Annotated in this window: 18 protein-coding genes and 2 rRNA genes; 10 read left to right on the top strand and 10 right to left on the bottom strand. The window is 58.0% G+C overall.

All coding sequences use genetic code 11. The annotated features are described in order from the left end of the window. Nucleotides 1-82: 82 nt before the first annotated feature. Nucleotides 83-520 (bottom strand): hypothetical protein, encoded by a 438-nt coding sequence (locus KVQ82_RS10560; RefSeq protein ID WP_222018815.1) that lies wholly within the window; start codon nucleotides 518-520, stop codon nucleotides 83-85. Nucleotides 521-623: 103 nt separating this feature from the next. Between KVQ82_RS10560 and KVQ82_RS10555 the strand changes: the two genes are divergently transcribed. Further along, nucleotides 624-1061 (top strand): universal stress protein, encoded by a 438-nt coding sequence (locus tag KVQ82_RS10555; protein WP_041069017.1) that lies wholly within the window; start codon nucleotides 624-626, stop codon nucleotides 1059-1061. A 181-nt stretch (nucleotides 1062-1242) separates the two neighbouring features. Here the strand turns inward: KVQ82_RS10555 and KVQ82_RS10550 are convergent, their stop codons facing one another. After that, entirely contained in the window at nucleotides 1243-3165 is a 1923-nt protein-coding gene (locus tag KVQ82_RS10550) for an ATP-binding cassette domain-containing protein (protein ID WP_222018814.1), read from the bottom strand. A 214-nt stretch (nucleotides 3166-3379) separates the two neighbouring features. Between KVQ82_RS10550 and KVQ82_RS10545 the strand changes: the two genes are divergently transcribed. Continuing rightward, nucleotides 3380-5308, top strand: a complete 1929-nt coding sequence (locus KVQ82_RS10545; protein ID WP_222018813.1) for a transglycosylase SLT domain-containing protein — start codon at nucleotides 3380-3382, stop codon at nucleotides 5306-5308. Nucleotides 5309-5391: 83 nt separating this feature from the next. Here the strand turns inward: KVQ82_RS10545 and KVQ82_RS10540 are convergent, their stop codons facing one another. Then, a complete protein-coding gene (locus tag KVQ82_RS10540; RefSeq protein WP_222018812.1) occupies nucleotides 5392-7170 on the bottom strand; it encodes an ABC transporter transmembrane domain-containing protein in 1779 nt (592 codons plus the stop codon). A gap of 256 nt (nucleotides 7171-7426) precedes the next feature. Here KVQ82_RS10540 and KVQ82_RS10535 point away from each other — a divergent pair, with 256 nt between their 5' ends. Then, the gene (locus KVQ82_RS10535) at nucleotides 7427-7606 is read left to right on the top strand and encodes a PA1571 family protein (RefSeq protein ID WP_027611439.1); all 180 of its coding nucleotides are present in this window, start codon (nucleotides 7427-7429) and stop codon (nucleotides 7604-7606) included. Between the two features lie 204 nt (nucleotides 7607-7810). Here KVQ82_RS10535 and pdxB read toward each other — a convergent pair whose 3' ends face one another. Beyond that, nucleotides 7811-8956, bottom strand: a complete 1146-nt coding sequence (gene pdxB, locus KVQ82_RS10530) for a 4-phosphoerythronate dehydrogenase PdxB (protein ID WP_222018811.1) — start codon at nucleotides 8954-8956, stop codon at nucleotides 7811-7813. A 218-nt stretch (nucleotides 8957-9174) separates the two neighbouring features. Between pdxB and KVQ82_RS10525 the strand changes: the two genes are divergently transcribed. Next, the gene (locus tag KVQ82_RS10525; protein WP_222018810.1) at nucleotides 9175-10584 is read left to right on the top strand and encodes an MATE family efflux transporter; all 1410 of its coding nucleotides are present in this window, start codon (nucleotides 9175-9177) and stop codon (nucleotides 10582-10584) included. Nucleotides 10585-10633: 49 nt separating this feature from the next. Here the strand turns inward: KVQ82_RS10525 and tusA are convergent, their stop codons facing one another. Continuing rightward, entirely contained in the window at nucleotides 10634-10885 is a 252-nt protein-coding gene (tusA, locus tag KVQ82_RS10520; protein WP_007961802.1) for a sulfurtransferase TusA, read from the bottom strand. A gap of 178 nt (nucleotides 10886-11063) precedes the next feature. Further along, the gene (rlmM, locus tag KVQ82_RS10515) at nucleotides 11064-12137 is read right to left on the bottom strand and encodes a 23S rRNA (cytidine(2498)-2'-O)-methyltransferase RlmM (RefSeq protein ID WP_145594848.1); all 1074 of its coding nucleotides are present in this window, start codon (nucleotides 12135-12137) and stop codon (nucleotides 11064-11066) included. 222 nt (nucleotides 12138-12359) lie between these two features. On the opposite strand from rlmM, the gene acnA reads away from it, so the two are divergent. Continuing rightward, the gene (gene acnA, locus KVQ82_RS10510; protein ID WP_222018809.1) at nucleotides 12360-15101 is read left to right on the top strand and encodes an aconitate hydratase AcnA; all 2742 of its coding nucleotides are present in this window, start codon (nucleotides 12360-12362) and stop codon (nucleotides 15099-15101) included. Between the two features lie 382 nt (nucleotides 15102-15483). On the opposite strand, the gene KVQ82_RS10505 is transcribed toward acnA, so the two are convergent. Next, nucleotides 15484-15972: an SRPBCC family protein gene (locus KVQ82_RS10505; RefSeq protein WP_198760283.1), complete on the bottom strand. Its 489-nt coding sequence runs from the start codon at nucleotides 15970-15972 to the stop codon at nucleotides 15484-15486. Nucleotides 15973-16158: 186 nt separating this feature from the next. Between KVQ82_RS10505 and KVQ82_RS10500 the strand changes: the two genes are divergently transcribed. The 5 genes from KVQ82_RS10500 to KVQ82_RS10480 all read left to right on the top strand — a co-directional run bounded on the left by KVQ82_RS10500 (nucleotide 16159) and on the right by KVQ82_RS10480 (nucleotide 19337). Then, on the top strand, nucleotides 16159-17079 hold the full coding sequence (locus KVQ82_RS10500; RefSeq protein WP_222018808.1) for an ADP-ribosylglycohydrolase family protein: 921 nt from the start codon (nucleotides 16159-16161) through the stop codon (nucleotides 17077-17079). 57 nt (nucleotides 17080-17136) lie between these two features. Beyond that, nucleotides 17137-17541 carry a lysozyme inhibitor LprI family protein gene (locus tag KVQ82_RS10495; RefSeq protein WP_222018807.1) on the top strand — a complete coding sequence of 135 codons (405 nt, stop codon included), beginning with the start codon at nucleotides 17137-17139 and terminating at the stop codon, nucleotides 17539-17541. 218 nt (nucleotides 17542-17759) lie between these two features. Further along, nucleotides 17760-18365: a hypothetical protein gene (locus KVQ82_RS10490; RefSeq protein ID WP_222018806.1), complete on the top strand. Its 606-nt coding sequence runs from the start codon at nucleotides 17760-17762 to the stop codon at nucleotides 18363-18365. A gap of 9 nt (nucleotides 18366-18374) precedes the next feature. Beyond that, entirely contained in the window at nucleotides 18375-18581 is a 207-nt protein-coding gene (locus tag KVQ82_RS10485; RefSeq protein ID WP_003226632.1) for a helix-turn-helix transcriptional regulator, read from the top strand. Nucleotides 18582-18665: 84 nt separating this feature from the next. Next, nucleotides 18666-19337, top strand: a complete 672-nt coding sequence (locus tag KVQ82_RS10480) for a hypothetical protein (protein WP_222018805.1) — start codon at nucleotides 18666-18668, stop codon at nucleotides 19335-19337. 75 nt (nucleotides 19338-19412) lie between these two features. Here KVQ82_RS10480 and mrdA read toward each other — a convergent pair whose 3' ends face one another. From mrdA to KVQ82_RS10465, 3 genes are all read right to left on the bottom strand, one after another. Then, nucleotides 19413-21305: a penicillin-binding protein 2 gene (gene mrdA / locus KVQ82_RS10475; protein ID WP_041069057.1), complete on the bottom strand. Its 1893-nt coding sequence runs from the start codon at nucleotides 21303-21305 to the stop codon at nucleotides 19413-19415. 236 nt (nucleotides 21306-21541) lie between these two features. Then, nucleotides 21542-21657, bottom strand: a 5S ribosomal RNA gene (gene rrf / locus KVQ82_RS10470). Between the two features lie 153 nt (nucleotides 21658-21810). Further along, nucleotides 21811-24702: ribosomal RNA gene (locus KVQ82_RS10465) — 23S ribosomal RNA — on the bottom strand. Nucleotides 24703-24972: the final 270 nt, after the last annotated feature.

The raw sequence follows: 24972 nt of genomic DNA, 5'->3' as shown, positions 1-24972 counted from the left end.
CCCCGCCCGATGAATCATGTCGGGCTTTTTATTGTCCGTCTGCCGGACGCTCCCTACCGTTGCAGTGGGAAAAATCCGGGGTTCAGGCCAGCGCTTTCAGAGTCGCGTCGATATCCTGCAAAACCTTGGCCTCGCCCTTCTCGCCCCAGTACAAGGCGATCATCTGCTTGTCGGCCTCAACCTTGAACACATTGCCCGGCAACTTTTCGAAATAATCGAGCAGCAACCGATCCTCGCAGACTTCCTGCCATTGATTGACCCATACTCCCGGCGATTTCTGCCAGTAACTCCAGCACGCTGGCTGGCTGCCACGCCGTGGCCGATGATATTGCGCACACGGGCTGGGCGGCTCCTGCGACAGCCAATGCGGCCACTCCTGAGGCGCCAGCTGCATGGCCAGCCCGATGCGCCGCGCCTCCATGCGCAGGGCCATCCGGCCGCTCTGTACGCGCGACGGGCGCAACCATGCCAGTGGACTCAGAACCACCAGCAGGATTGACACCACCAACCAGACCGTCATATCTCTACTCCCGACTTAAGGTGAGCGCATTGTGTCACTCTGGAACCAATGTGCTTGAAACCAGCCATACTTAGCACTATTGAACCGTCACAAGGAGCACCTCATGCCCTACTCCCATATCCTGGTCGCCGTAGATCTGACCGAAGAGTGCGACCCTGTGATTCACCGCGCCCGAGAGCTGTCGACGAGCAATGGCGCCAAGCTGTCGCTGGTGCATATCGTCGAACCGATGGCGATGGCGTTCGGCGGCGATGTGCCGATGGATCTGTCACAACTGCAACAGCAGCAGTTCGATCAGGCCAAGGAACGTCTAGAGCGCCTGAAAGCCAAATATGCCGAACTCGAGGGTGCCAATTGCCACCTGACCTATGGCCAGCCACGTCAGGAAATCCATCATTTCGCCAAGGAAAATCTCTGCGATCTGATCGTGGTCGGCAGCCATGGCCGTCATGGTCTGGCGCTATTGCTGGGCTCCACAGCCAACGACGTGTTGCATGGCGCCCCTTGCGATGTGCTCGCGGTGCACCTGATCAAACGCTGAAACACAAAACCCTGTGGGAGCGAGCTTGCTCGCGAAGGCGTCGGCACATTCAACATTGATGCTACCTGACATACCGCTTTCGCGAGCAAGCTCGCTCCCACATTGGAATCTTCACCTATATCCGCATATGAAAAGCCCGGCGCTCATCACTGAGCGTCGGGCTTTTTTGTTACCGGATCAATCAGGCATCCAGCTCGGCCCAACGCTCCACCAGCGCATCCAGCTCAGCCTGCAACTGCTCCAGCGAAGCAATCACCTTGGCCGTTTCTGCCGGCGGACGCTGGTAGAAACCGGCTTCGGCCATTTCCGCCTCGACCGCAGCGATCTGCTGTTCCTTGGCATCAATGTCGCCCGGCAGCGCTTCCAGCTCACGCTGCAGCTTGTAGCTCAGCTTCTTCTTGGCGGCCGGCGCTGCAGCAGCAGGCGCGGCACCGGGTGCAGGCTCAGCAGTGACCACCGCCGAGTTCAGATCAGCCTTGCCCGACTTGCTCTCGGTCACACCCAACAGGCGCGGCGAGCCGCCCTGACGGATCCAGTCCTGATAACCGCCGACATACTCACGGACCTTGCCTTCACCTTCGAAGACCAGAGTGCTGGTGACCACGTTGTCGAGGAATGCCCGGTCGTGACTGACCATCAGCACCGTGCCGTTGAACGTCAGCAGTACTTCTTCGAGCAGTTCGAGAGTCTCGACGTCGAGGTCGTTGGTCGGTTCATCGAGTACCAGCAGGTTCGCCGGTTTGCTGAACAGTTTGGCCAGCAACAGACGTGCACGCTCGCCACCGGACAGCGCCTTCACCGGCGTGCGCGCACGCTGCGGGCTGAACAGGAAGTCGCCGAGGTAGCTCAGGACGTGGCGGCTCTGGCCATCGATTTCGATGAAGTCGCGACCTTCGGCGACGTTGTCGATCACGGTCTTTTCCAGATCGAGCTGATGACGCAACTGATCGAAGTAGGCGACATCGATCCGGGTGCCCTCTTCCACTTTGCCGCTGGTCGGTTGCAGACCGTTGAGCATCAGCTTGAGCAGAGTGGTCTTGCCGGTACCGTTAGCGCCCAGCAGACCGATACGGTCGCCACGCTGCAGGACCATCGAGAAGTCCTTGATCAGGTACGGACCGTCCGGGTGATGGAAGCTGACGTTGTCCAGGATCATCACTTGCTTGCCGGACTTCTCGGCCGTTTCCAGCTGAATATTCGCCTTGCCGGTACGTTCACGACGTTCGCTGCGCTCAACGCGCAGGGCTTTCAGGGCACGCACACGGCCTTCGTTACGGGTGCGACGGGCCTTGATGCCCTGACGGATCCACACTTCTTCCTGAGCCAGACGCTTGTCGAACAGCGCGTTGGCGGTTTCTTCAGCAGCCAGCGCGGCTTCTTTATGCACGAGGAAGCTGGCGTAGTCGCCGTTCCAGTCGATCAGGCCGCCGCGATCCAGTTCAAGGATGCGCGTAGCTAGGTTCTGCAGGAAAGAACGGTCGTGCGTGATGAACAGCACGGCGCCCTGGAAATCCTTCAGGGCTTCTTCGAGCCAGGCAATCGCACCGATGTCCAGGTGGTTGGTCGGTTCGTCGAGCAGCAGCAGATCCGGTTCGGACACCAGCGCCTGCGCCAGCAGCACGCGGCGACGCCAGCCGCCGGACAACTCGGCAAGAGTCTTGTCGGCCGGCAGTTGCAGGCGACTCAGGGTACTGTCGACCAGCGTCTGCAAACGCCAGCCGTCACGGGCTTCGAGGTCGTGCTGAACGTGCATCAGCTTGTCCAGATCGGCGTCGGTGACGATGTTCTGGCTCAGGTGATGATATTCGGCGAGCAAGGCGCCAACACCGTCCAGCCCCTCGGCAACCACGTCGAATACCGTCCGCCCGTCGGCCACCGGCAATTCTTGCGGCAATTCACCGATTTTCAGACCGGGGGCACGCCACACCGAGCCGTCATCGGGTTTCTGGTCGCCCTTGACCAGTTTCATCATGCTGGATTTGCCAGTGCCGTTGCGGCCGATGATGCACACCCGCTCACCACGGGCGATCTGCCAGGACACCTTGTCCAACAACGGCATCGCGCCGAATGCAAGGGACACATCGCTGAATTTGAGCAGGGTCATGAGCTTCTCCAAAAACCGGGCGCGCATTCTACCTGAATCAGGTCCTCAGCAGGCCGGCAATTTGTCTGCTGAAGCACTCTGCACAACATTTGTTGCGAACTTGTGCTGCAAGACCCGCAAAGCTTTCGCCCGTTGCTGGCAAAAGGCTAAGCTACAGACAATTCAGTGCTGGCCGCGGCCGGTGCTTGTCATGATTTCTCTGCCCGGATGTCTCATGCGCAGTCGCCTTTTCAGTGTCTTGTCCTGTTTGCTACTTACCGCCGCTGCCGCTCAATCCGCCCAGGCGGTGGACCTGTCGACCCAACGCCAGTATTACGATGAAGCCAAGCGCGCACTGGCCAAGGGCGATACCGGCCCGTACTTTCGTTACAGCCAGGCCTTGGCCGATTACCCGCTGGAACCGTACCTGGCTTACGACGAACTGACCGCGCGTCTGAAGACTGCCAGTAATGAGGAAATCGAGAAATTCCTCGCCGAGCACGGCGACCTGCCCCAGGCCAACTGGATGAAGCTGCGCTGGTTGCGCTGGCTCGCCGACCGTGGCGATTGGGCGACCTTCACCAAGTATTACGACCCGAAACTCAACTTCACTGAACTGGACTGCCTCAATGCGCAGTTCCAGATCAGCAGCGGCCACAAGGCCGAGGGCTATGCCAACGCCGACAAACTGTGGCTGACCGGCAAATCGCAACCGGCCGCCTGTGACGGACTGTTCGGGATCTGGGCCGCCGATGGCCAGTTGACCGAGCAGAAACGCTGGGAGCGCACCAAACTTGCCGCCCAGGCGCGCAACTATCCACTGGCCAACAGCCTGGTCAACGGCCTCACCACCCTCGCCCCGCGCGGTCGGCTGCTGGTGGATGTGGCGCAGAAACCCGAACTGCTCAATCAGCCGTCGCGCTTCACTCCCGCTGACGAGCCGATGTCCGACGTGGTCAGCCTCGGCCTGCGCCGCCTCGCCCGTCAGGACCCGGACAAGGCCATGGCCCTGCTCGACGGATACGCCAACAGCATGCATTTCTCCCGTGATGAGAAAGTCGCGATTGCCCGGGAAATCGGCCTGACCCTGGCCCGGCGTTTCGACAGCCGTGCGCTGGACGTGATGACCAAATACGATCCGGAGCTGCGTGACAACACCGTGTCTGAATGGCGCCTGCGCCTGCTGTTGCGTCTGGCACGCTGGGACGATGCGTATCAGTTGACCCGTCGGCTACCGCAGGATCTGGCGACCACCAACCGCTGGCGTTACTGGCAGGCCCGCAGCCTGGAACTGGCGCAACCACAGAACCCGCAAGCGCAAACCCTGTACAAGAATCTGGCGAAAGAACGCGACTTCTACGGCTTCCTCGCCGCCGACCGCTCGCAACTGCCTTACTCGTTGATGAACAAGCCGCTGGTACTCAGCCAGGCCACCATCAACAAAGTGCGTAATACCCCCGGTGTGCGTCGCGCTCTGGAATTCCATGCGCGCGGGCAGATCGTCGACGGGCGCCGCGAGTGGTATCACGTCAGCCGCCATTTCAATCGTGACGAAATGGTCGCCCAGGCCAGACTGGCTTACGACCTGAAATGGTACTTCCCGGCCATTCGCACCATCAGTCAGGCGCAATACTGGGATGATCTGGACATCCGCTTCCCGATGGCCCACCGCGACACCCTGGTGCGTGAAGCCAAGACGCGCGGCCTGCATTCGAGCTGGGTGTTCGCCATCACCCGCCAGGAAAGCGCGTTCATGGATGACGCCCGCTCCGGCGTCGGCGCCAGCGGCCTGATGCAATTGATGCCCGGCACCGCCAAGGAAACCGCGCGCAAGTTCAGCATTCCGCTGGCCTCGCCGCAGCAAGTGCTCGATCCGGACAAGAACATCCAGCTCGGCGCCGCTTACCTGAGCCAGGTGCACAGCCAGTTCAACGGCAACCGCGTCCTGGCCTCCGCCGCCTACAACGCCGGCCCCGGCCGCGTGCGCCAGTGGCTGCGCGGCGCCGATCACCTGAGCTTCGATGTGTGGGTGGAAAGCATCCCGTTCGACGAAACCCGCCAGTACGTGCAGAACGTGCTGTCGTACTCGGTGATCTACGGGCAGAAACTCAATTCGCCGCAGCCGCTGGTGGATTGGCACGAGCGGTATTTCGACGATCAGTGACAGGTGCTGAATACCTGAAATGAAAAATGCCCGCATCCATCGATGCGGGCATTTTTTTGCTGCCAGGAAAGGCTTCGGCAGTTCTACACCGCCATCGCATGCCCGTCGTTGAACTGCAACGCCGCCAGCCGCGCATACAGTGGATTGCTCACGATCAGCTCCTGATGCGTACCGATTGCGACCAATCTGCCCTGATCCATCACGGCGATCCGGTCGGCGTTCTTCACCGTGGCCAGGCGATGCGCAATCACCAGCGTGGTGCGGTTGTGCATCAGACTTGGCAACGCTTCCTGGATCAGATGTTCGCTCTGGGCATCGAGAGCGCTGGTGGCCTCGTCCAGCAGCAGAATCGGCGCATCCACCAGCAACGCGCGGGCAATCGCCAGACGTTGACGCTGGCCGCCGGAAAGGCCGAGACCAGCGTCCCCCAGATGAGTCTGATAACCGTTGGGCATCTTCTCGATGAAGTCATGGGCGTGAGCAATTCTTGCCGCTTCTTTGACCTGCTCCAGTGTCGCGTCGGCATTGCCGTAACGAATATTCTCTTCGACGCTGCCGAAAAACAGCGCTGGCGATTGCGAGACCAAGGCAAAATTGCGCCGCAGATCCAGCGGATCGAGGCTGGTCAGCGGCACCCCGTCAATCAGGATCCGGCCTTCCAGCGGGTCGTAGAAGCGCAACAACAAGTCATACACCGTGGATTTACCGGCGCCGGAAGGCCCGACAAGGGCCAGGGTTTCACCAGCCCTGATGGTCAGGCTCAAGCCGCTGATGGCATAGCTGTCCGGACGCGACGGGTAGGAAAAGTGCACATTCTGCAATTGCAGCTCGCCCTTGATCCGTTCTGGCAACGTCACCAGCCCGAGGGTCGGTGGCTGGATGATGTTCTGCGAATTGAGCAGTTCCGCGATGCGCTCGGCAGCACCCGCCGCACGCTGCAACTCGCCGATGACCTCGCTCAACGTACCAATGGCACTGCCGACGATCAGACTGTAGAAAACGAACGCCGCCAGTTCGCCCCCGGTAATGCGCCCGGCTATCACGTCCATGCCGCCGACCCACAACATCACCGCCACCGCGCCGAGCACCAGCACGATCACCACGGTAATCATCCAGGAGCGCTGAAAGATCCGTTTGCGCGCAGTATCAAACGCCTCCTCGACCGTCGTGGCGAAACGGCGTTCATCCTGCACCTGATGGTTATAGGCCTGAACGGTTTTGATCTGCCCGAGCGTCTCGGAAACGTAGCTGCCGATGTCGGCGACCCGATCCTGACTCAACCGCGACAGATTGCGCACACGACGCCCGAAAATCAGAATCGGCGCCACCACGAAGGGCAAGGCGATCACCACGATGCTGGTGAGTTTCGGATTGGTCACGAACAGCAGCACTACTCCGCCGATCACCATCAACAGGTTGCGCAGAAACATGGAGAGCGACGAGCCGATCACCGATTGCAGCAACGTCGTGTCGGCAGTCAGCCGTGATTGAATCTCCGAACTGCGGTTATTCTCGTAAAAGCCGGGATGCAGGTAGACCAGATGGTTGAACACCTCGCGCCGGATATCTGCGACAACTCGCTCGCCGATCCACGACACCCAGTAAAACCGCGCAAAGGTGCCAATCGCCAGGCCCAACACCATCAGCATGAAGATACCGATGCTCTGGTTCAGTTGATGCGGCGACTGCGTCATGAAGCCCCGATCGACCAGCAATTTGATCCCCTGCCCCATCGACAAAGTAACGGCCGCCGTGACGATCAACGCCAACAGCGCAGCGCAGACTTGCCAACGATAAGGCGCCAGAAACCGGCTGGTCAGACTCAGCGCTCGACGGTGCCGGGAAGAAAGCTTCGAGATCATTCAGGTACACATCCGTGTTGATGAAAGGGCTAGCCTAAACCTTCTATGGGGCGGAACTCTGTAAATCACAATGAGTCAGGTTAAATATGCCCCCAAAGACTAGGCCATAGTTGCTATTGGTCTAATGTCCCGGTTGAGACGAGCGGTCATTTCTGTTGGAGTGGAGATGCCGCTTTTGACAGACCCAAGGGTGTTGTCACAGCCTGGTCACGTGGCGGTTTTAATCTACGTGCACAACCTGATGAGGAGACAGGCCATGTCCTTGCAACACAGCAGCGATGACAAGATTCAAGTGATCCGCACCAAGCCCGGCCAACCTCTGGGTTGCTCGATTATCGACAAGGATGGGCGTGAAGTACCGATCACTGAAGACATGATCCAGGACGCGTGCCGCGAGCTGGAGAAGCGATTGGTCAAGCCTGCCGAACAAAAGTGATATAGCCACCGTCTTCCTGACCCGGCCCCTGTTTGGCCGGGTTTTTTCTGCCTGCCGTTCTGCTCTCTGTAGGAGCTGCCGCAGGCTGCGATCTTTTGATCTTGCCTTCAAAAAACAAAATCAAAAGATCGCAGCCTTCGGCAGCTCCTACAGGGTCAGGGCAAACACTGTGGGAGCGAGCCTGCTCGCGAAAGGGCCGACCTGTTATTGAACCGCAACCGCCCCCAGCGCCGCCACAATCTGTTGCAACTGCGGCGAATCACCGTCGATCCGCACCTTCAGTCCCTCGATCTCGCGCCGCACCGGGTACTGCTTGCGCAACACATCGAATGCCGCACGCTGTTCCGCGACATTGCCTACAAGACTGCGACGAAAATCCGCGTCATCGCGGCGCGGGTCGTATACGCCACGGCACAACATCGCCAGTGCCCAGGCCGGATCGCTGTCGGCGTGCAAGGTCACTTCTGACAGCCACGGTGCCGGTAGCAAGTCACTGAGCTGGATGCTCGGCGTCTGACCGATAAATTCGCAATAAGCCTGATAAATCTGCGCCGTGCCGCGCTGTTTACCATCGAGGCTGTAACCGGCAATGTGCGGCGTGGCCAGCACGCAGAGTTCGGCGAGGTCGACATCGACTTCAGGCTCGGCTTCCCACACGTCGAGCACCGCTTGCAGGTCTTCACGCGCCAGCAGCACGGTGCGCAACGCAGCGTTATCCACCACGGGGCCACGAGCGGCGTTGATCAGCCAGGTACCGGGTTTGAGCTGTTGCAGACGCGGCTCATCGAACAGATGCCAGGTCGCGCCTGCGCCGATACGGGTCAGCGGCGTGTGCAGGCTGATCACGTCGCACTGCTCGATGATCTGCTCAAGACTGACGTAATCGCCCCCCTCGACGGCCTGACGCGGCGGGTCGCAGACTTTGACATTCCAGCCCAGGCCCTTGAGGACCTTGATCAACCGGCCGCCGACTTCACCGGCACCGATTACCCCATAAGTACGTTGCGGCAATTCAACGCCTTCGATTTCCGCCAGGGTCATCAGACTGCCGAGCACATAATCGACCACACCTCGCGCATTGCAACCGGGCGCGCTGGACCAGGTGATGCCGGCCTCGGCGAAATAATCGAGATCCAGATGATCGGTGCCGATAGTGCAAGTGCCGACGAAACGCACTTTGCTGCCTTCGAGCAAAGCACGATTGACGTTAGTCACCGAGCGCACCAGCAACACATCGGCCTGCTCGACCGTCGCACGGTCGATGGCACGGCCCGGCACCCGGCGGATCTCGCCGTAACCGGCAAAAAAGGCATCGAGCAGGGGGATATTTTCGTCGGCAACAATCAGCATGGCGGGCTCCTTGGGCGGATCGGCAGTTTAACTGTAGGAGCTGCCGCAGGCTGCGATCTTTTGATTTTGTTTTTCAAGATCGAGATCGAGATCAAAAGATCGCAGCCTGCGGCAGCTCCTACAGATTACAAATCCGCAACAGAGGATTTTTCCTGACCAAAGCGTCAGCGGCGTAGAATGCGGCGCCCTGCGCATCAATCCCTGTGGACGCTTTGCCTGTGAATTCTGTTACTGATCAACCGCTCGCTGCCTCACTCACCCGCCCCGCGCGAATTCGCCTGGAGTTCAGGAATCTGCTCGCCCTCGCGCTGCCGATCATCATCGCGCAACTGGCGACCACCGCCATGGGCTTCGTCGATGCGGTGATGGCCGGCCGTGTCGGGCCGCGTGACCTGGCAGCGGTAGCACTGGGCAACTCGATCTGGGTCCCGGTGTTTCTGCTGATGACTGGCACCCTGCTGGCCACCACGCCGAAAGTCGCCCAGCGTTTCGGCGCCGGCACCCACAGCGAAATCGGCCCGATTGTCCGTCAAGCGCTGTGGCTGGCACTGGTGGTCGGCCTGATCGCCACGTGCATGCTGGTCGCCGCCGAACCGGTGCTGCACCTGATGAAAGTCGATCCCGAGCTGATCGGCCCGTGCATGCAATACCTGCACGGCATTGCCAGCGGGCTGCCGGCGGTGGCGTTCTATCACGTGTTGCGCTGTACCAGTGATGGCATCGGCTGCACCCGCCCGGCGATGGTGCTGGGCCTGTGCGGTCTGGCGCTGAACATTCCGCTGAACTACATCTTCATTTATGGCCACTTCGGCGTACCGGCCATGGGGGGCGTGGGCTGTGGCTGGGCCACGGCCATCGTGATGTGGGTCATGGCGCTGGGTCTGGCCGGTTGGGAGCGTTGGGCGCCGGCGTATCGCTCGAGTGAGATCTTCAGCCGCTTCGACTGGCCACAATGGGCGGTGATCAAACGTCTGCTGGCGATCGGCCTGCCGATTGGCATCGCCGTGTTTGCCGAGTCGAGCATCTTCGCCGTGATCGCCCTGCTGATCGGCAGCCTTGGCGCCACCGTGGTGGCCGGGCACCAGATCGCGCTGAACGTCAGCTCGCTGGTGTTCATGATTCCTTATTCGCTGGGCATGGCCGTCACGGTGCGTGTCGGCCAGGCGCTGGGGCGTGAAGAGCCGCGGGAAGCACGCTTTGCCGCCGGCGTCGGCATGGTCACCGCGCTGGCGTATGCCTGCCTGTCGGCGAGCATGATGCTGTTGCTGCGCGAGCCGATTGCGTCGATCTACACGGCGGATCCGACGGTGATTCACATCGCGGCAATGCTGATTGTGTACTCGGCGCTGTTCCAGTTCTCCGACGCGATCCAGGTCACCGCCGCCGGCGCCCTGCGCGGTTATCAGGACACCCGGGTAACGATGATCCTCACCTTGTTCGCCTACTGGGGCATCGGCCTGCCAGTGGGTTACGCCCTCGGTCTGACCGACTGGCTCGGCGAACCGCGTGGCCCAAGCGGTCTGTGGCAAGGTCTGATTGTCGGCCTGAGCTGCGCGGCGCTGATGCTGTCGATTCGCCTGACGCGCAGTGCACACAAGCGTATTCGGATCAGTCGTTCGGTGGGCTGATCAGCCATAAAAAAAGACCTGCACATGCAGGTCTTTTTTATGCCCGAATTCAATTGGACTTCTTGCGGATCCAGTACAGATAAGTACCGGCCTCTTCGTGCTGCCCCACCAGTTCGTGGTCGAGAAACACACAGAACTTGGGAATGTCGCGACGGGTCGAGGGATCGGTGGCGATCACCTTGAGCAGGCCGCCCGGCACCAGATCACGAATGTGCTGATGCAGCATCATTACCGGCTCCGGGCAATTGAGACCGGTGGCGTCGAGGGTGCCGTCGACCGGGGTATCGATCATTTCACTCATGATTCACTCCTGAAACTGGCCGGCATTGTCGCGCATTGCCGGGTGCTCAGTCATCTGTAGCGAGGGGATTTATCCCCGATGGGTTGCGAAGCGGCCCCAAAGAGTGGGGATGCGCTGCATCCCTCTCGGGGATAAATCCCCTCACCACAGAGACATTCCCACAGGGTTTAATGGTGACTCAGCGGGATTTGGCTTTCTTGATGTCATGCCGACGCAAATGACAGGTCACTTCCTCGCGGTCGTGATACAGCTGCTTGCAACCAATGTCGACCTTGATCCCGCGCGCTTTGAAGCCATCGGCGATGCGCTCGAGCAAGCGCTTCACTTCGGCATAGCGCTGTTTCATCGGCAGCTTGAGGTTGACCACCGCTTCGCGGCAATGACCGTCGCCGATCCATTCTTCCAGCATTGCCGCGTTACGCGCCGGCTTCTCGACGATGTCGCAGACCATCCAGTCCACCGGTTGCTTGGGCTTGAAGGTGAAACCGTCGGCCATCAAGTGTTGCACCAGACCGGTGTCCATCAGGCTTTCAGCCATCGGGCCGTTGTCGATGGCGGTCACCAGCATGCCGCGGTTGACCAGTTGCCAGGTCCAGCCGCCGGGTGCCGCGCCGAGGTCGACGCCGGTCATGTCGCTGTGCAGGCGCTCGTCCCACTGATCACGCGGGATAAAGTGGTGCCAGGCCTCTTCCAGTTTCAAGGTCGAACGGCTGGGCGCCTCGCGCGGAAACTTCAGGCGCGGAATGCCCATCGGCCACATCGCCGAGTTGCCGGCGTCGGCCATGCCGAGAAACACTTCGCGACCACTTTTGAAGGTCAGCAGCAGGCGCGGTTTGCTCGCGTCGTCCACCAGTTTGCCGGCGCCGGTCAGCGCCTTGCGCAGCGGGCCTTCGAATTTCTTGCAGAAGTTCGACAGCTCTTTACCGTCGTTGGTATCGACCACTTCCAGCCACAGGCTGCCGCAGACCGGGAAGTCCGCCATCTGCTCGAGGATCACGCTGATGCGATCGGTTTCCGGCAAATCGATGAAGACACCGCGCGCCCACTGGCGCGGAAAAATCAGCTCGGCGAAACGCTGGCCGCGCATCAGGCGTTCGGCGCCGTCTGCTTCGCTGCAGACAAACTCCGCGTACGCGGTGGCCGGTTTGGCCTTGGCGTAACCGGCCACATTCAACTGGGCGGCGAGGTCGGAAATCTCCGAACAGACTTCGCCTTCGAAGCCTGGCCGGCAATGCATGAATAGGGTGTTCATTCTTACTCCTGGGCAGAGGGCGGACATTCGGCCCCTGCACGCTGCTCAAGCCTTGCGGTGAAGCAAAGCCTGTCACGAAAACCGGCGCATGATAGCCGAGTTCGGAACCTTGGACTTATCGATAGAGTCCAGTTATTAGCCAGCTACTGAAAACAGGGCTACGTTGATAGCTCTGCCCGTCCCCTCAGTCCGTAGCCGTGCGGACTCAAAGGAGTGATCGTAATGCCGTCCCTCGATAGTCTGAAGACCCTTAAAACACTGCAGATCGACCAAAAAACCTACCACTATTTCAGCCTGCCGGATGCCGCGAAAAGCCTGGGCAACATCGACCAGTTGCCCATGTCGCTGAAAGTCCTGCTGGAAAATCTGCTGCGCTGGGAAGATGAAAAAACTGTCACCGGCGCCGACCTCAAGGCCATCGCCGCCTGGCTCAAGGAGCGCCGCTCAGATCGGGAAATCCAGTACCGCCCTGCCCGGGTATTGATGCAAGACTTTACCGGCGTGCCCGCCGTGGTCGACCTCGCTGCGATGCGTGCGGCGATGGCCAAGGCCGGCGGTGATCCGCAACGGATCAACCCGCTGTCACCAGTGGATCTGGTGATCGACCACTCAGTGATGGTCGACAAATTCGCCACCCCGAGCGCCTTCGAACAGAACGTCGACATCGAGATGCAGCGCAACGGCGAGCGCTACGCGTTCCTGCGCTGGGGTCAGAGCGCCTTCGACAACTTCAGCGTGGTGCCACCGGGCACCGGGATCTGCCACCAGGTCAACCTCGAATACCTCGGGCGCACGGTATGGACCAAGGATGAGGACGGCCGCACCTACGCGTTCCCCGACACCCTCGTCGGCACCGACTCCCACACCACCATGATCAATGGCCTCGGCGTACTCGGCTGGGGCGTCGGCGGGATCGAGGCGGAAGCGGCGATGCTCGGCCAACCTGTGTCGATGCTGATCCCGGAAGTGATCGGCTTCAAACTCACTGGCAAACTCAAGGAAGGCATCACCGCCACCGACCTGGTGCTGACCGTCACGCAGATGTTGCGCAAGAAAGGTGTGGTCGGCAAATTCGTCGAATTCTACGGTGACGGCCTCGCCGATCTGCCACTGGTCGACCGCGCGACCATCGCCAACATGGCCCCGGAATATGGCGCGACCTGCGGCTTCTTCCCGGTCGATGACGTAACCCTCGAATACCTGCGCCTGTCCGGTCGCCCGGCCGAAGTGGTGAAACTGGTCGAGGCCTACACCAAGGCTCAGGGCCTGTGGCGCCTGCCCGGTCAAGAACCGGTGTTCACCGACAGCCTGGCGCTGGACATGGGCAGCGTCGAAGCCAGCCTCGCCGGGCCAAAGCGCCCGCAGGACCGGGTCTCGCTGCCAAACGTGGCGCAGGCCTTCAGTGATTTCATGGATTTGCAATTCAAGCCCACCAGCAAGGAAGAAGGCCGCCTGGAAAGCGAGGGCGGCGGTGGCGTGGCCGTGGGCAACGCCGATCTGGTCGGCGAAACCGAATACGAGTATGAAGGCCACACCTATCGCCTGAAAAACGGCGCGGTGGTGATCGCCGCCATCACCTCCTGCACCAACACCTCCAACCCGAGCGTGATGATGGCGGCCGGGCTGCTGGCGAAAAAAGCCGTGGAGAAAGGCCTGACGCGCAAGCCGTGGGTCAAGAGTTCGCTGGCCCCCGGCTCGAAAGTGGTCACCGACTACTACAAGGCGGCCGGGCTGACGCAATACCTGGATCAGCTCGGCTTTTCGCTGGTCGGTTATGGCTGCACCACTTGCATCGGCAACTCCGGGCCATTGCCGGAGCCAATCGAGAAGGCCATTCAGAAAGCTGACCTCACCGTGGCGTCGGTGCTGTCCGGCAACCGTAACTTCGAAGGCCGGGTGCATCCGCTGGTCAAGACCAACTGGCTGGCCTCGCCACCGCTGGTGGTCGCTTATGCTCTGGCTGGCAGCGTGCGCACTGACATCAGCAGCGAGCCTCTGGGTAACGACCAGCAAGGCAATCCGGTGTACCTGCGCGATATCTGGCCGAGCAGTCAGGAAATCGCCGATGCGGTGAATCAGGTCAACACCGCGATGTTCCACAAGGAATACGCCGAGGTGTTTGCCGGCGATGAACAGTGGCAAGCGATCCAGGTGCCGCAAGCCGCCACCTATGTGTGGCAGGACGATTCGACCTACATCCAGCATCCGCCGTTCTTCGACGACATTTCTGGCCCATTGCCGGTGATCACTGACGTCAAGGGTGCGCGGGTTTTGGCGTTGCTCGGTGATTCGGTGACCACCGACCACATCTCCCCGGCCGGCAACATCAAGACTGACAGCCCGGCCGGGCGCTATCTGCGCGAAAAAGGCGTGGAACCGAGAGACTTCAACTCCTACGGCTCACGACGTGGCAACCATGAGGTGATGATGCGCGGCACGTTCGCCAACATCCGCATTCGTAACGAGATGCTCGGCGGCGAAGAAGGTGGCAACACGATCTACATCCCGAGCGGCGAGAAAATGCCGATTTATGATGCCGCCATGCGTTATCAGGCCTCGGGCACGCCGCTGGTGGTAATCGCCGGTCAGGAATACGGTACCGGCTCCAGCCGCGATTGGGCGGCCAAGGGCACCAACCTGTTGGGTGTCAAAGCGGTGATCGCTGAAAGCTTCGAGCGCATCCACCGTTCCAACCTGGTGGGCATGGGCGTGTTGCCGCTGCAGTTCAAGCTCGATCAGAACCGCAAGAGCCTGAACCTCACTGGCAAGGAAACCCTCGATATCCAGGGGCTGACTGGCGTCGAGCTAACGCCGCGCATGAACCTGACCCTGGTCATCACTCGTGAGGACGGCCGCCAGGAGAAACTCGACGTGCTGTGCCGCATCGATACGTTGAATGAGGTGGAGTACTTCAAGTCGGGCGGGATTCTGCACTACGTGTTGCGGCAGCTGATCGCCTCGTGATTGCTTGATTCCCGTGGTGAGGGGATTCATCCACGATGGACTGCGCAGCAGGCCCTTTTTTGGCGTCGCTTCGCAACCCATCGGGGATAAATCCCCTCACTACCCGTGCTCGACACAAATACTTTTCTGCAGGCGAAAAAAAACCCGCCGAAGCGGGTTTTTCCCAAGACCATTATCGACTCCCTGTCGGCAGCGATCCTTGCTAATGGTCGATCATCCGTGATCCTGAAACACTCCCTGTGTCTCAGTTGATGGGTGTAGATTACGCCATGGATCCAATCGGCAATAGTCGCAAAAGCTACCACCACGTGTAAGACATTCGCTATAAAAGCCCTTCCGAAACCCCTACGTCAGTCAGGCACCCAGCCTGCAAGCCGCCATGTCAGTCACCATCACGCTCGCGCGTCTTCGCACTTTCGGTGAGAAACTGTTCAAGTCGACTCAATTGCTCCTCCCAGCCGCGGCTGTCCATGTAGTACGCCTCCTTCTGCCGCACATCGGGGATATGCGCAAAGCCGGACTCGGACACCTTGAGCAATGTGCCGCTCTCGTAATCCTGCAGCTCGAACTTGACCAGCGTTGTCGGCTCCTGGGAATAGTCGATGTTCGGATTGACCGCGTACGGGTGCCAGCGAAACGAAAACAGCTGCTGCGGCTCCACCCGCTCCACCAGCACGTTCCACAGCACGTGTTCATAACCGGGATACGTGACCTGCCCTTGCGTCCATTCCCCGGCAATGAACCGCCTGCCCTCCAGTGCCACACCAAACCACTGACCAAACGCCTCGGCATCGACCAATGCACGCCAGACATATGAACGTGGCGCCTTGAGCGCGATTTTGCGTTCGAAACTATTGGGTACCGGTTTCATAAGTCACCTCCTGTTTTGAACAGTAGGCTTGTATGACCACATGTCCAACCTGAAGTTGTATCAAAGGGCTGCACCTGTCCAATCCAGAGGAAACATTCGGCGGCATTTCCGTTCATTGAAACGAGCGCCCCCCTCCGATGAACCTGTTACCGTTTCCTGCGAAATGGACACAGACAAGGATGAAGCATGCAGCCATCTCTCTCCGAACGTTATCGCGGCGCCCTGCTCGGCCTCGCTTGCGGCGACGCCGTCGGCACCACGTTGGAGTTCAAGCCAAGAGGCTCGTTCCAGCCGCTGACGGACATGGTCGGTGGCGGCCCCTTTCACTTGAAACCCGGGCAATGGACGGATGACACCTCGATGGCGCTGTGCCTGGCGGAGAGCCTGCTGAGGAAAAATACATTCGATGCGGCGGACCAGATGGGACGCTATCTGAATTGGTGGCGATGGGGGTATCTCAGTTCCACCGGTGATTGTTTCGATATCGGCATGACGGTCAGCCAGGCGCTGTCGCGGTATCAGCAAACCGGTCAGCCGTTCGCGGGATCTACCGACCCGTTTACCGCCGGCAACGGGTCGCTGATGCGCCTGGTGCCGGTGGTGCTGTTTTATTTTCCTGATGCCCGGCAGATTCGCCAGTTCGCCAGTGACAGTTCGCGAACCACCCATGCTGCACCTGAAGCCATCGAATCCTGTCAGTTATTTGCCGAAGTGCTCAGCAAAGCACTGCTAGGCGCCTCCAAGTCAGAATTGCGCAAATTGCCAGACACAACCTTCGTTCAACCTAAAGTCGCAGCCATCGCCCGAGGTGATTACCTCGCAAAGTCGGCGAGCGAAATCCGTGGCAGCGGCTACAGCGTCGAGTCGCTGGAGGCGGCTCTGTGGTGTTTTCATCACACTGACGGTTTCGCTGCGGCGATTCTGCAAGCCGCCAACCTGGGCGATGATGCCGACACCACTGCCGCGATCGTCGGCCAATTGGCTGGGGTCTACTATGGCGTTCGGGCGATTCCTGCCCACTGGCTGGAAATGCTCCATGACGGCGAGGAGATTGCAGCCACCGCAGATCGCCTGCTCGAAGCCTCCCGGCTACGCGTCCCTGATTAGAAGCTCCACAGCCGCTAAACTGCACTGCACTTTCATCCGACTCAGTGAGATTACCCAATGTCCCCACGCCTGCTTCTGGCCCTGACACCCTTTCTGTTCAGCCCCCTCGCCCACGCTGCCGTCGACTGCGCCAATGCCAGCGATCAGGCCACCATGAACCAGTGTGCCGGGCAGGAATTCAAGTCGACTGACAAGGAGTTGAACGTGGTGTATCAGCAGATCACCGGCCGCTTGAAGGACAACCCTGACCGCAAGAAGCTGCTGGTGGGTGCGCAGCGAGCGTGGATCGGGTTTCGCGATACCGAGTGCAAATTTTCGGCATCCGGGGTCGAGGGCGGGAGTGTTTATCCGCTGATCTACAGCAATTGCCTGACCGCTGTGACCAAGGCACGGATTGAGGCGCTGAAGCAGTATTTGGAGTGTCAGGAAGGTGACATGAGTTGCCCGGTGCCAGGGGCCTGACTTTGTAGTGGCTTCGGTCTTGCCGCCAGGTTTGTTGATTCCACACCTGGCGCAGCTTCGGCTCGCTGGCCAGTGAATCGATTTCCGCACCATTACCAACGACTGCGCGGAGCCCGAACATAAGAAGCTGGCGCAGCAACAAAGTACAAACTAATTATTGTAATCAGATAATTTATCATCGAGAATTCGCTACCAAATTGTAACAACCAGGAATTTTCATGAGTACTCACATCAACGGATTGGCGCCGCAGCGCATGCATTGGATCGGTCTGCTGGCTGCGATTCTTGTCTGGGTTCTGGGGGTGACGGAGGTCGGTGGCAACGTGACGATCTGGTTCTTCAAGAAGGATGAAATGCTGGCAAGCCTGCTTTATGCCTTTGCAGAAGGCTCGCCGCAATTGCTTGACCCATTTGTCGAAGGTGTATTGCTTGATCCTGACACTTGGCTGTCATCAACGGTCACTGCGCTGATCGTCTTTCTGGATTTCCTGCCCGTTGTCCTGTCGACTTACGCGTTATGGCTGACCGGGTTGTTTTTTCTGCGATTGTCGCGCGGCGAAACATGGACCGACCGCAACATCAGGGTTCTCTGGCGAGTGGGCGTACTCTGCATCGTTTCTCCGGCAACCTACCCGCTAATAGAGACCTTGCAAGGTCTGGCGTTGTCGATAGATCTGCCGCCGGGGGATCGGATTTTCCAGTTCTCGATCGGCCTGTCTTCCGCTTCTGCCTACGAGATAATCAAAGGCGTATTACTCTGTATTTTTTCAATTATCATGCGTGACGCAAAAGTACTCAGCGATGAGCAAAGCCAATACATATAGTACAATATAATGACCATTATCGTCCGCCTTGACGTCGTCATGGCCACGCAAAAAATTCGCTCGAAAGAGTTAGCCGCCTTGCTCGGAATAACCGAGGCCAACCTGTCATTGCTCAAAAACGGCAAAGTCAAAGGCGTGAAGATGGCAACTCTGGACAAGCTCTGCGCTGCGCTCGATTGCCAGCCGGGCGATCTGCTGGAATACCAGAAAGACTGAGACTTTCCCCGGACGGCGAGTTATTTATCGCAGGTCCCAATCGTTTAACTCTTATTCAATCCTTAGTTTCAAGGCGGCTTTGTCATGTCCCGTTATTTGTTATGCGCGCTGTTATTGCTGACAGCGTCACTCAGCGGCTGCGCCACACAATTTGACGTAGCGCTCAATGCAATCCCTGATCCGGACTATCAGTTCGACCGAAAGGCAACCGTACTGGTGACCTCCACGAATGGCGCGGATGAGAACGCACTGAATGCGCGCTACCATCTTCGCGACATGGTCAACGCATTGAAAGACAGGGGTTTCCAAGAGGTCTATACCGACGCCAGCCTGCCCAGAAATCACGCACCGATCAAAATGACCATCAGCCTCGATATCGGCAGCCGGCAAGTGTCTTACCGTTATACCGCTACCGACTATGGGCAAGTGCCAACCAGCACTACCACCGTTTGCAAGAACACCAAGAAGAAAGATGACCGACTGACCTGCACCAGTAAGCCCAATACGACCTATGGTCCGGTGGGTACTTCGGAGCGAATCGGCTATACCACCCTAAGTACCTTTATTGCCACCGCCCGGGATGAGACGAGTAAACGCACGGTGTATCTGCTGCGGGCGTCGTCTTATAACGAGGACTGTCAGGCCGCCAAGGTCGAAGCGTTTCTGGTCGAGCAGGGCCTGCAGAACCTGAACTTCCAGGATCGCGTGCAACGCAACTACAGCGTCACGATGCCCGAGGGTTACAGCTGCAAATAGTCAGTTACCCAAACCCCTGCCTCGACAGCTTCACAGCGCAGCCAACGTGAGCCGGTGTAGTGAAGCGCATCCCGGCTACACGTGCGGATCACCCGGCGGCTTGGCCGGCGCCGCGTATTGCGGCTTGAGGTGGCCGTCTTGGTCCAGTAGCCAGGCGTCCATGATCTGCCGCACCACGGGACCGGCAACCCGACCACCGGCCTCACCGTTTTCGATCATCACCGAGATGGCGATCTTCGGGTGTTCTGCCGGAGCGAAGCCGACAAACAAGGCGTTGTCGCGATGCCGTTCAAGGGTTTTCTCACGGTTGTAACGCTCACCCTGCTTGATCGCCACCACCTGCGCCGTACCACTCTTGCCGGCGATGCGGTACTGCGCACCGGCCGCTGCGGCACGCGCGATACCCCGGGCATCGTGCATCACCATCTGCATGCCGTGGTTGACCTGATCCCAGTCACGCGGGTTCTTCAGCAGGATATTTGGCATCGGATGCTCGTCGACCGGCGCCACGCCATCGACCGTCTTCGCCAGATGCGGTCGATTCCATACGCCCTTGTTGGCAATCAGTGCGGTGGCCTGAGCCAGTTGTAGCGGCGTGACCTGCATGTAGCCCTGGCCGATGCCCAGGATTACTGTTTCCCCCGGGAACCAGGCTTGACGGCGCGTGGCGCGTTTCCAGGCCTGAGATGGCATTAAACCGGGCGACTCTTCGAACATATCCAGCGAGACTTTTTCGCCGAGGCCGAACATCGCCATGTAGTCGTGCAGGCGATCGATGCCGAGCTTGTGCGCCAGATCGTAGAAGTAGGTGTCATTGGAACGCATGATCGCCGCGTCCATGTCCACCCAGCCATCGCCACTGTGATTCCAGTTGCGGTACTTGTGATCGAAATCCGGGAGTTGGTAATAGCCCGGGTCGAAGACTCGTGTCTGCGGGGTCACAACACCGGCATCAAGGCCGGCAATCGCCACTTCGGGTTTGATGGTCGAACCCGGTGCATACAGGCCGCGTAGCACACGGTTGAACAGCGGCCGATCGATGGAGTCGCGTAGCGCCGAGTATTCCTTGGAGCTGATACCGGTGACGAACAGGTTCGGGTCGAAGCTCGGATTGCTGACCATGGCCAGCACTTCACCAGTGGATGGATCGAGAGCCACCACCGAACCACGGCGGTCGCCCAGTGCGGCTTCAGCAGCTTCCTGCAGTTTGACGTCGAGACTTAGAACGATGTTTTTGCCTGGGACCGGATCAGTGTGTTTGAGCACTCGCAACACTCGGCCTTGGGCGTTGGTCTCAACTTCTTCGTAGCCAACGTGACCGTGCAGCTGCGCTTCGTAGAAGCGTTCAATGCCGGTTTTACCGATGGATTGCGTGCCGCGGTATTCCACCGAGTCGAGGGTTTTGGATTCTTTTTCGTTAATCCGGCCAACGTAACCGATTGAATGCGCAAAGTGCGGACCCAACGGGTAATGCCGAACAAACTGCGGCTCGACATCGAGGCCTGGCAAACGGAACTCGTTAACCGCCAACACGGCGATTTGCTCTTCCGTCAGTTCGTAGAACAGCGTCACCGGGGTGAACGGGTGACGGGACTGCTTCATGGCCTTATCGAAAACCGTACGATCTTCAGCGGGCAAATGCAGCAGATTGATCACCTCGTCCAGCTCCTGATTTACATCAGTGGCGCGTTCGCGGGTAATGATCAGGTTGTAACTGGGACGGTTATCAGCGAGCAGCACACCATTGCGATCGTAGATCAGGCCTCTCGTCGGCGGAATCGGCAATACGTGCACGCGGTTGTTTTCAGAGATGGTCGAGTGGTAGTCGTATTCAACCACTTGCAGGATGTACAAGCGCACCACCAGCGCGCAGCTGATAGCAAAGACAAACAGAGCGCAGGCGATCAACCGTTTGTTGACTAAGCGCTTCTCTTTTTCATGATCTTTGATCGGGATGGGTTCAGGCATTTCTACAGCAACTCTTTGACATAATTTGAGCGCCGATCCGTGGGCATGACATCAATCCGTTAAAAAACGAGCTGCACCATACCAAAAACCGAGTGATCACTTCAGAAGGATTTTCTCCAATGGCAGTCCTGGCGACGGTTGGAACACTCGTATCGTCTGATCTTGGCGAGCCAAGCACTTTCCTGCGGACAAAACAAAACCCCAACTGCTTTCGCAATTGGGGTTTCGGAATTTAATCTTGACGATGACCTACTCTCACATGGGGAAACCCCACACTACCATCGGCGATGCATCGTTTCACTTCTGAGTTCGGGATGGGATCAGGTGGTTCCAACGCTCTATGGTCGTCAAGAAATTCGGGGACTGAGTCGTGACCGGCTGGCCTCGCTTCAGCAAATCGGGTATGTGATACAGGTGTTTGTGAGCAGCGCGAACTTTCGGTTCATTGCGTCTTCACACACCGCAATCTGGTCTCTTTCGAGCATTCAGATTGCTTGGGTGTTATATGGTCAAGCCTCACGGGCAATTAGTATTGGTTAGCTCAACGCCTCACAGCGCTTACACACCCAACCTATCAACGTCGTAGTCTTCGACGGCCCTTCAGGGAACTCAAGGTTCCAGTGAGATCTCATCTTGAGGCAAGTTTCCCGCTTAGATGCTTTCAGCGGTTATCTTTCCCGAACATAGCTACCCGGCAATGCCACTGGCGTGACAACCGGAACACCAGAGGTTCGTCCACTCCGGTCCTCTCGTACTAGGAGCAGCCCCTCTCAAATCTCAAACGTCCACGGCAGATAGGGACCGAACTGTCTCACGACGTTCTAAACCCAGCTCGCGTACCACTTTAAATGGCGAACAGCCATACCCTTGGGACCGGCTTCAGCCCCAGGATGTGATGAGCCGACATCGAGGTGCCAAACACCGCCGTCGATATGAACTCTTGGGCGGTATCAGCCTGTTATCCCCGGAGTACCTTTTATCCGTTGAGCGATGGCCCTTCCATACAGAACCACCGGATCACTAAGACCTACTTTCGTACCTGCTCGACGTGTCTGTCTCGCAGTCAAGCGCGCTTTTGCCTTTATACTCTACGACCGATTTCCGACCGGTCTGAGCGCACCTTCGTACTCCTCCGTTACTCTTTAGGAGGAGACCGCCCCAGTCAAACTACCCACCATACACTGTCCTCGATCCGGATAACGGACCTGAGTTAGAACCTCAAAGTTGCCAGGGTGGTATTTCAAGGATGGCTCCACGCGAACTGGCGTCCACGCTTCAAAGCCTCCCACCTATCCTACACAAGCAAATTCAAAGTCCAGTGCAAAGCTATAGTAAAGGTTCACGGGGTCTTTCCGTCTAGCCGCGGATACACTGCATCTTCACAGCGATTTCAATTTCACTGAGTCTCGGGTGGAGACAGCGCCGCCATCGTTACGCCATTCGTGCAGGTCGGAACTTACCCGACAAGGAATTTCGCTACCTTAGGACCGTTATAGTTACGGCCGCCGTTTACCGGGGCTTCGATCAAGAGCTTCGCGTTAGCTAACCCCATCAATTAACCTTCCGGCACCGGGCAGGCGTCACACCCTATACGTCCACTTTCGTGTTTGCAGAGTGCTGTGTTTTTAATAAACAGTCGCAGCGGCCTGGTATCTTCGACCGGCATGAGCTTACGGAGCAAGTCCTTCACCCTCACCGGCGCACCTTCTCCCGAAGTTACGGTGCCATTTTGCCTAGTTCCTTCACCCGAGTTCTCTCAAGCGCCTTGGTATTCTCTACCCAACCACCTGTGTCGGTTTGGGGTACGGTTCCTGATTATCTGAAGCTTAGAAGCTTTTCTTGGAAGCATGGCATCAACCACTTCGTCACCTGAAAGGTAACTCGTCATCAGCTCTCGGCCTTAAGATCCCGGATTTACCTAAGATCTCAGCCTACCACCTTAAACTTGGACAACCAACGCCAAGCTGGCCTAGCCTTCTCCGTCCCTCCATCGCAATAACCAGAAGTACAGGAATATTAACCTGTTTTCCATCGACTACGCTTTTCAGCCTCGCCTTAGGGACCGACTAACCCTGCGTCGATTAACGTTGCGCAGGAAACCTTGGTCTTTCGGCGTGGGTGTTTTTCACACCCATTGTCGTTACTCATGTCAGCATTCGCACTTCTGATACCTCCAGCAAGCTTCTCAACTCACCTTCACAGGCTTACAGAACGCTCCTCTACCGCATCACTTACGTGATACCCGTAGCTTCGGTGTATGGTTTGAGCCCCGTTACATCTTCCGCGCAGGCCGACTCGACTAGTGAGCTATTACGCTTTCTTTAAAGGGTGGCTGCTTCTAAGCCAACCTCCTAGCTGTCTAAGCCTTCCCACATCGTTTCCCACTTAACCATAACTTTGGGACCTTAGCTGACGGTCTGGGTTGTTTCCCTTTTCACGACGGACGTTAGCACCCGCCGTGTGTCTCCCATGCTCGGCACTTGTAGGTATTCGGAGTTTGCATCGGTTTGGTAAGTCGGGATGACCCCCTAGCCGAAACAGTGCTCTACCCCCTACAGTGATACATGAGGCGCTACCTAAATAGCTTTCGAGGAGAACCAGCTATCTCCGAGCTTGATTAGCCTTTCACTCCGATCCACAGGTCATCCGCTAACTTTTCAACGGTAGTCGGTTCGGTCCTCCAGTCAGTGTTACCTAACCTTCAACCTGCCCATGGATAGATCGCCCGGTTTCGGGTCTATTCCCAGCGACTAGACGCCCTATTAAGACTCGCTTTCGCTACGCCTCCCCTATTCGGTTAAGCTCGCCACTGAAAATAAGTCGCTGACCCATTATACAAAAGGTACGCAGTCACAGAACAAAGTCTGCTCCCACTGCTTGTACGCATACGGTTTCAGGATCTATTTCACTCCCCTCTCCGGGGTTCTTTTCGCCTTTCCCTCACGGTACTAGTTCACTATCGGTCAGTCAGTAGTATTTAGCCTTGGAGGATGGTCCCCCCATATTCAGACAAAGTTTCTCGTGCTCCGTCCTACTCGATTTCATGACTAAGAGACTTTCGCGTACAGGGCTATCACCCACTATGGCCGCACTTTCCAGAGCGTTCCGCTAATCTCAAAGCCACTTAAGGGCTAGTCCCCGTTCGCTCGCCACTACTAAGGGAATCTCGGTTGATTTCTTTTCCTCAGGGTACTTAGATGTTTCAGTTCCCCTGGTTCGCCTCTTGCACCTATGTATTCAGTACAAGATAACCATCTTATGATGGCTGGGTTCCCCCATTCAGACATCTCCGGATCAAAGTCTGTTTGCCGACTCCCCGAAGCTTTTCGCAGGCTACCACGTCTTTCATCGCCTCTGACTGCCAAGGCATCCACCGTATGCGCTTCTTCACTTGACCATATAACCCCAAGCAATCTGGTTATACTGTGAAGACGACATTCGCCGAAAATTCGCAAAACTCTTAAGAGTCACTCACAAATTTTACCTTAGCCTGATCCGTTACCAGTGAAAGTAACGTTCAGTCTATCTTTCTATCACATACCCAAATTTTTAAAGAACGATCTAATCAAAGACTAGAAATCAATATTCGCACCGGAATATTCATTTCTAAGCTTTAACTTAGCTTTCGTCTTCTTCAATGAATCAAGCAATTCGTGTGGGAACTTAT

This window comes from Pseudomonas sp. AO-1 (assembly GCF_019775695.1).
Lineage (GTDB): Bacteria > Pseudomonadota > Gammaproteobacteria > Pseudomonadales > Pseudomonadaceae > Aquipseudomonas > Aquipseudomonas parakoreensis.
This window is presented reverse-complemented; position numbering and strand designations above follow the sequence as displayed.

What these genes read in the sequence shown, in the direction of transcription:
- KVQ82_RS10560 (WP_222018815.1), bottom strand. Translation starts at nt 520, where the DNA reads ATGACGGTCTGGTTGGTGGTGTCAATCCTGCTGGTGGTTCTGAGTCCA.
- KVQ82_RS10555 (WP_041069017.1), top strand. Translation starts at nt 624, where the DNA reads ATGCCCTACTCCCATATCCTGGTCGCCGTAGATCTGACCGAAGAGTGC.
- KVQ82_RS10550 (WP_222018814.1), bottom strand. Translation starts at nt 3,165, where the DNA reads ATGACCCTGCTCAAATTCAGCGATGTGTCCCTTGCATTCGGCGCGATG.
- KVQ82_RS10545 (WP_222018813.1), top strand. Translation starts at nt 3,380, where the DNA reads ATGCGCAGTCGCCTTTTCAGTGTCTTGTCCTGTTTGCTACTTACCGCC.
- KVQ82_RS10540 (WP_222018812.1), bottom strand. Translation starts at nt 7,170, where the DNA reads ATGATCTCGAAGCTTTCTTCCCGGCACCGTCGAGCGCTGAGTCTGACC.
- KVQ82_RS10535 (WP_027611439.1), top strand. Translation starts at nt 7,427, where the DNA reads ATGTCCTTGCAACACAGCAGCGATGACAAGATTCAAGTGATCCGCACC.
- pdxB (WP_222018811.1), bottom strand. Translation starts at nt 8,956, where the DNA reads ATGCTGATTGTTGCCGACGAAAATATCCCCCTGCTCGATGCCTTTTTT.
- tusA (WP_007961802.1), bottom strand. Translation starts at nt 10,885, where the DNA reads ATGAGTGAAATGATCGATACCCCGGTCGACGGCACCCTCGACGCCACC.
- rlmM (WP_145594848.1), bottom strand. Translation starts at nt 12,137, where the DNA reads ATGAACACCCTATTCATGCATTGCCGGCCAGGCTTCGAAGGCGAAGTC.
- acnA (WP_222018809.1), top strand. Translation starts at nt 12,360, where the DNA reads ATGCCGTCCCTCGATAGTCTGAAGACCCTTAAAACACTGCAGATCGAC.
- KVQ82_RS10505 (WP_198760283.1), bottom strand. Translation starts at nt 15,972, where the DNA reads ATGAAACCGGTACCCAATAGTTTCGAACGCAAAATCGCGCTCAAGGCG.
- KVQ82_RS10500 (WP_222018808.1), top strand. Translation starts at nt 16,159, where the DNA reads ATGCAGCCATCTCTCTCCGAACGTTATCGCGGCGCCCTGCTCGGCCTC.
- KVQ82_RS10495 (WP_222018807.1), top strand. Translation starts at nt 17,137, where the DNA reads ATGTCCCCACGCCTGCTTCTGGCCCTGACACCCTTTCTGTTCAGCCCC.
- KVQ82_RS10490 (WP_222018806.1), top strand. Translation starts at nt 17,760, where the DNA reads ATGAGTACTCACATCAACGGATTGGCGCCGCAGCGCATGCATTGGATC.
- KVQ82_RS10485 (WP_003226632.1), top strand. Translation starts at nt 18,375, where the DNA reads ATGACCATTATCGTCCGCCTTGACGTCGTCATGGCCACGCAAAAAATT.
- KVQ82_RS10480 (WP_222018805.1), top strand. Translation starts at nt 18,666, where the DNA reads ATGTCCCGTTATTTGTTATGCGCGCTGTTATTGCTGACAGCGTCACTC.
- mrdA (WP_041069057.1), bottom strand. Translation starts at nt 21,305, where the DNA reads ATGCCTGAACCCATCCCGATCAAAGATCATGAAAAAGAGAAGCGCTTA.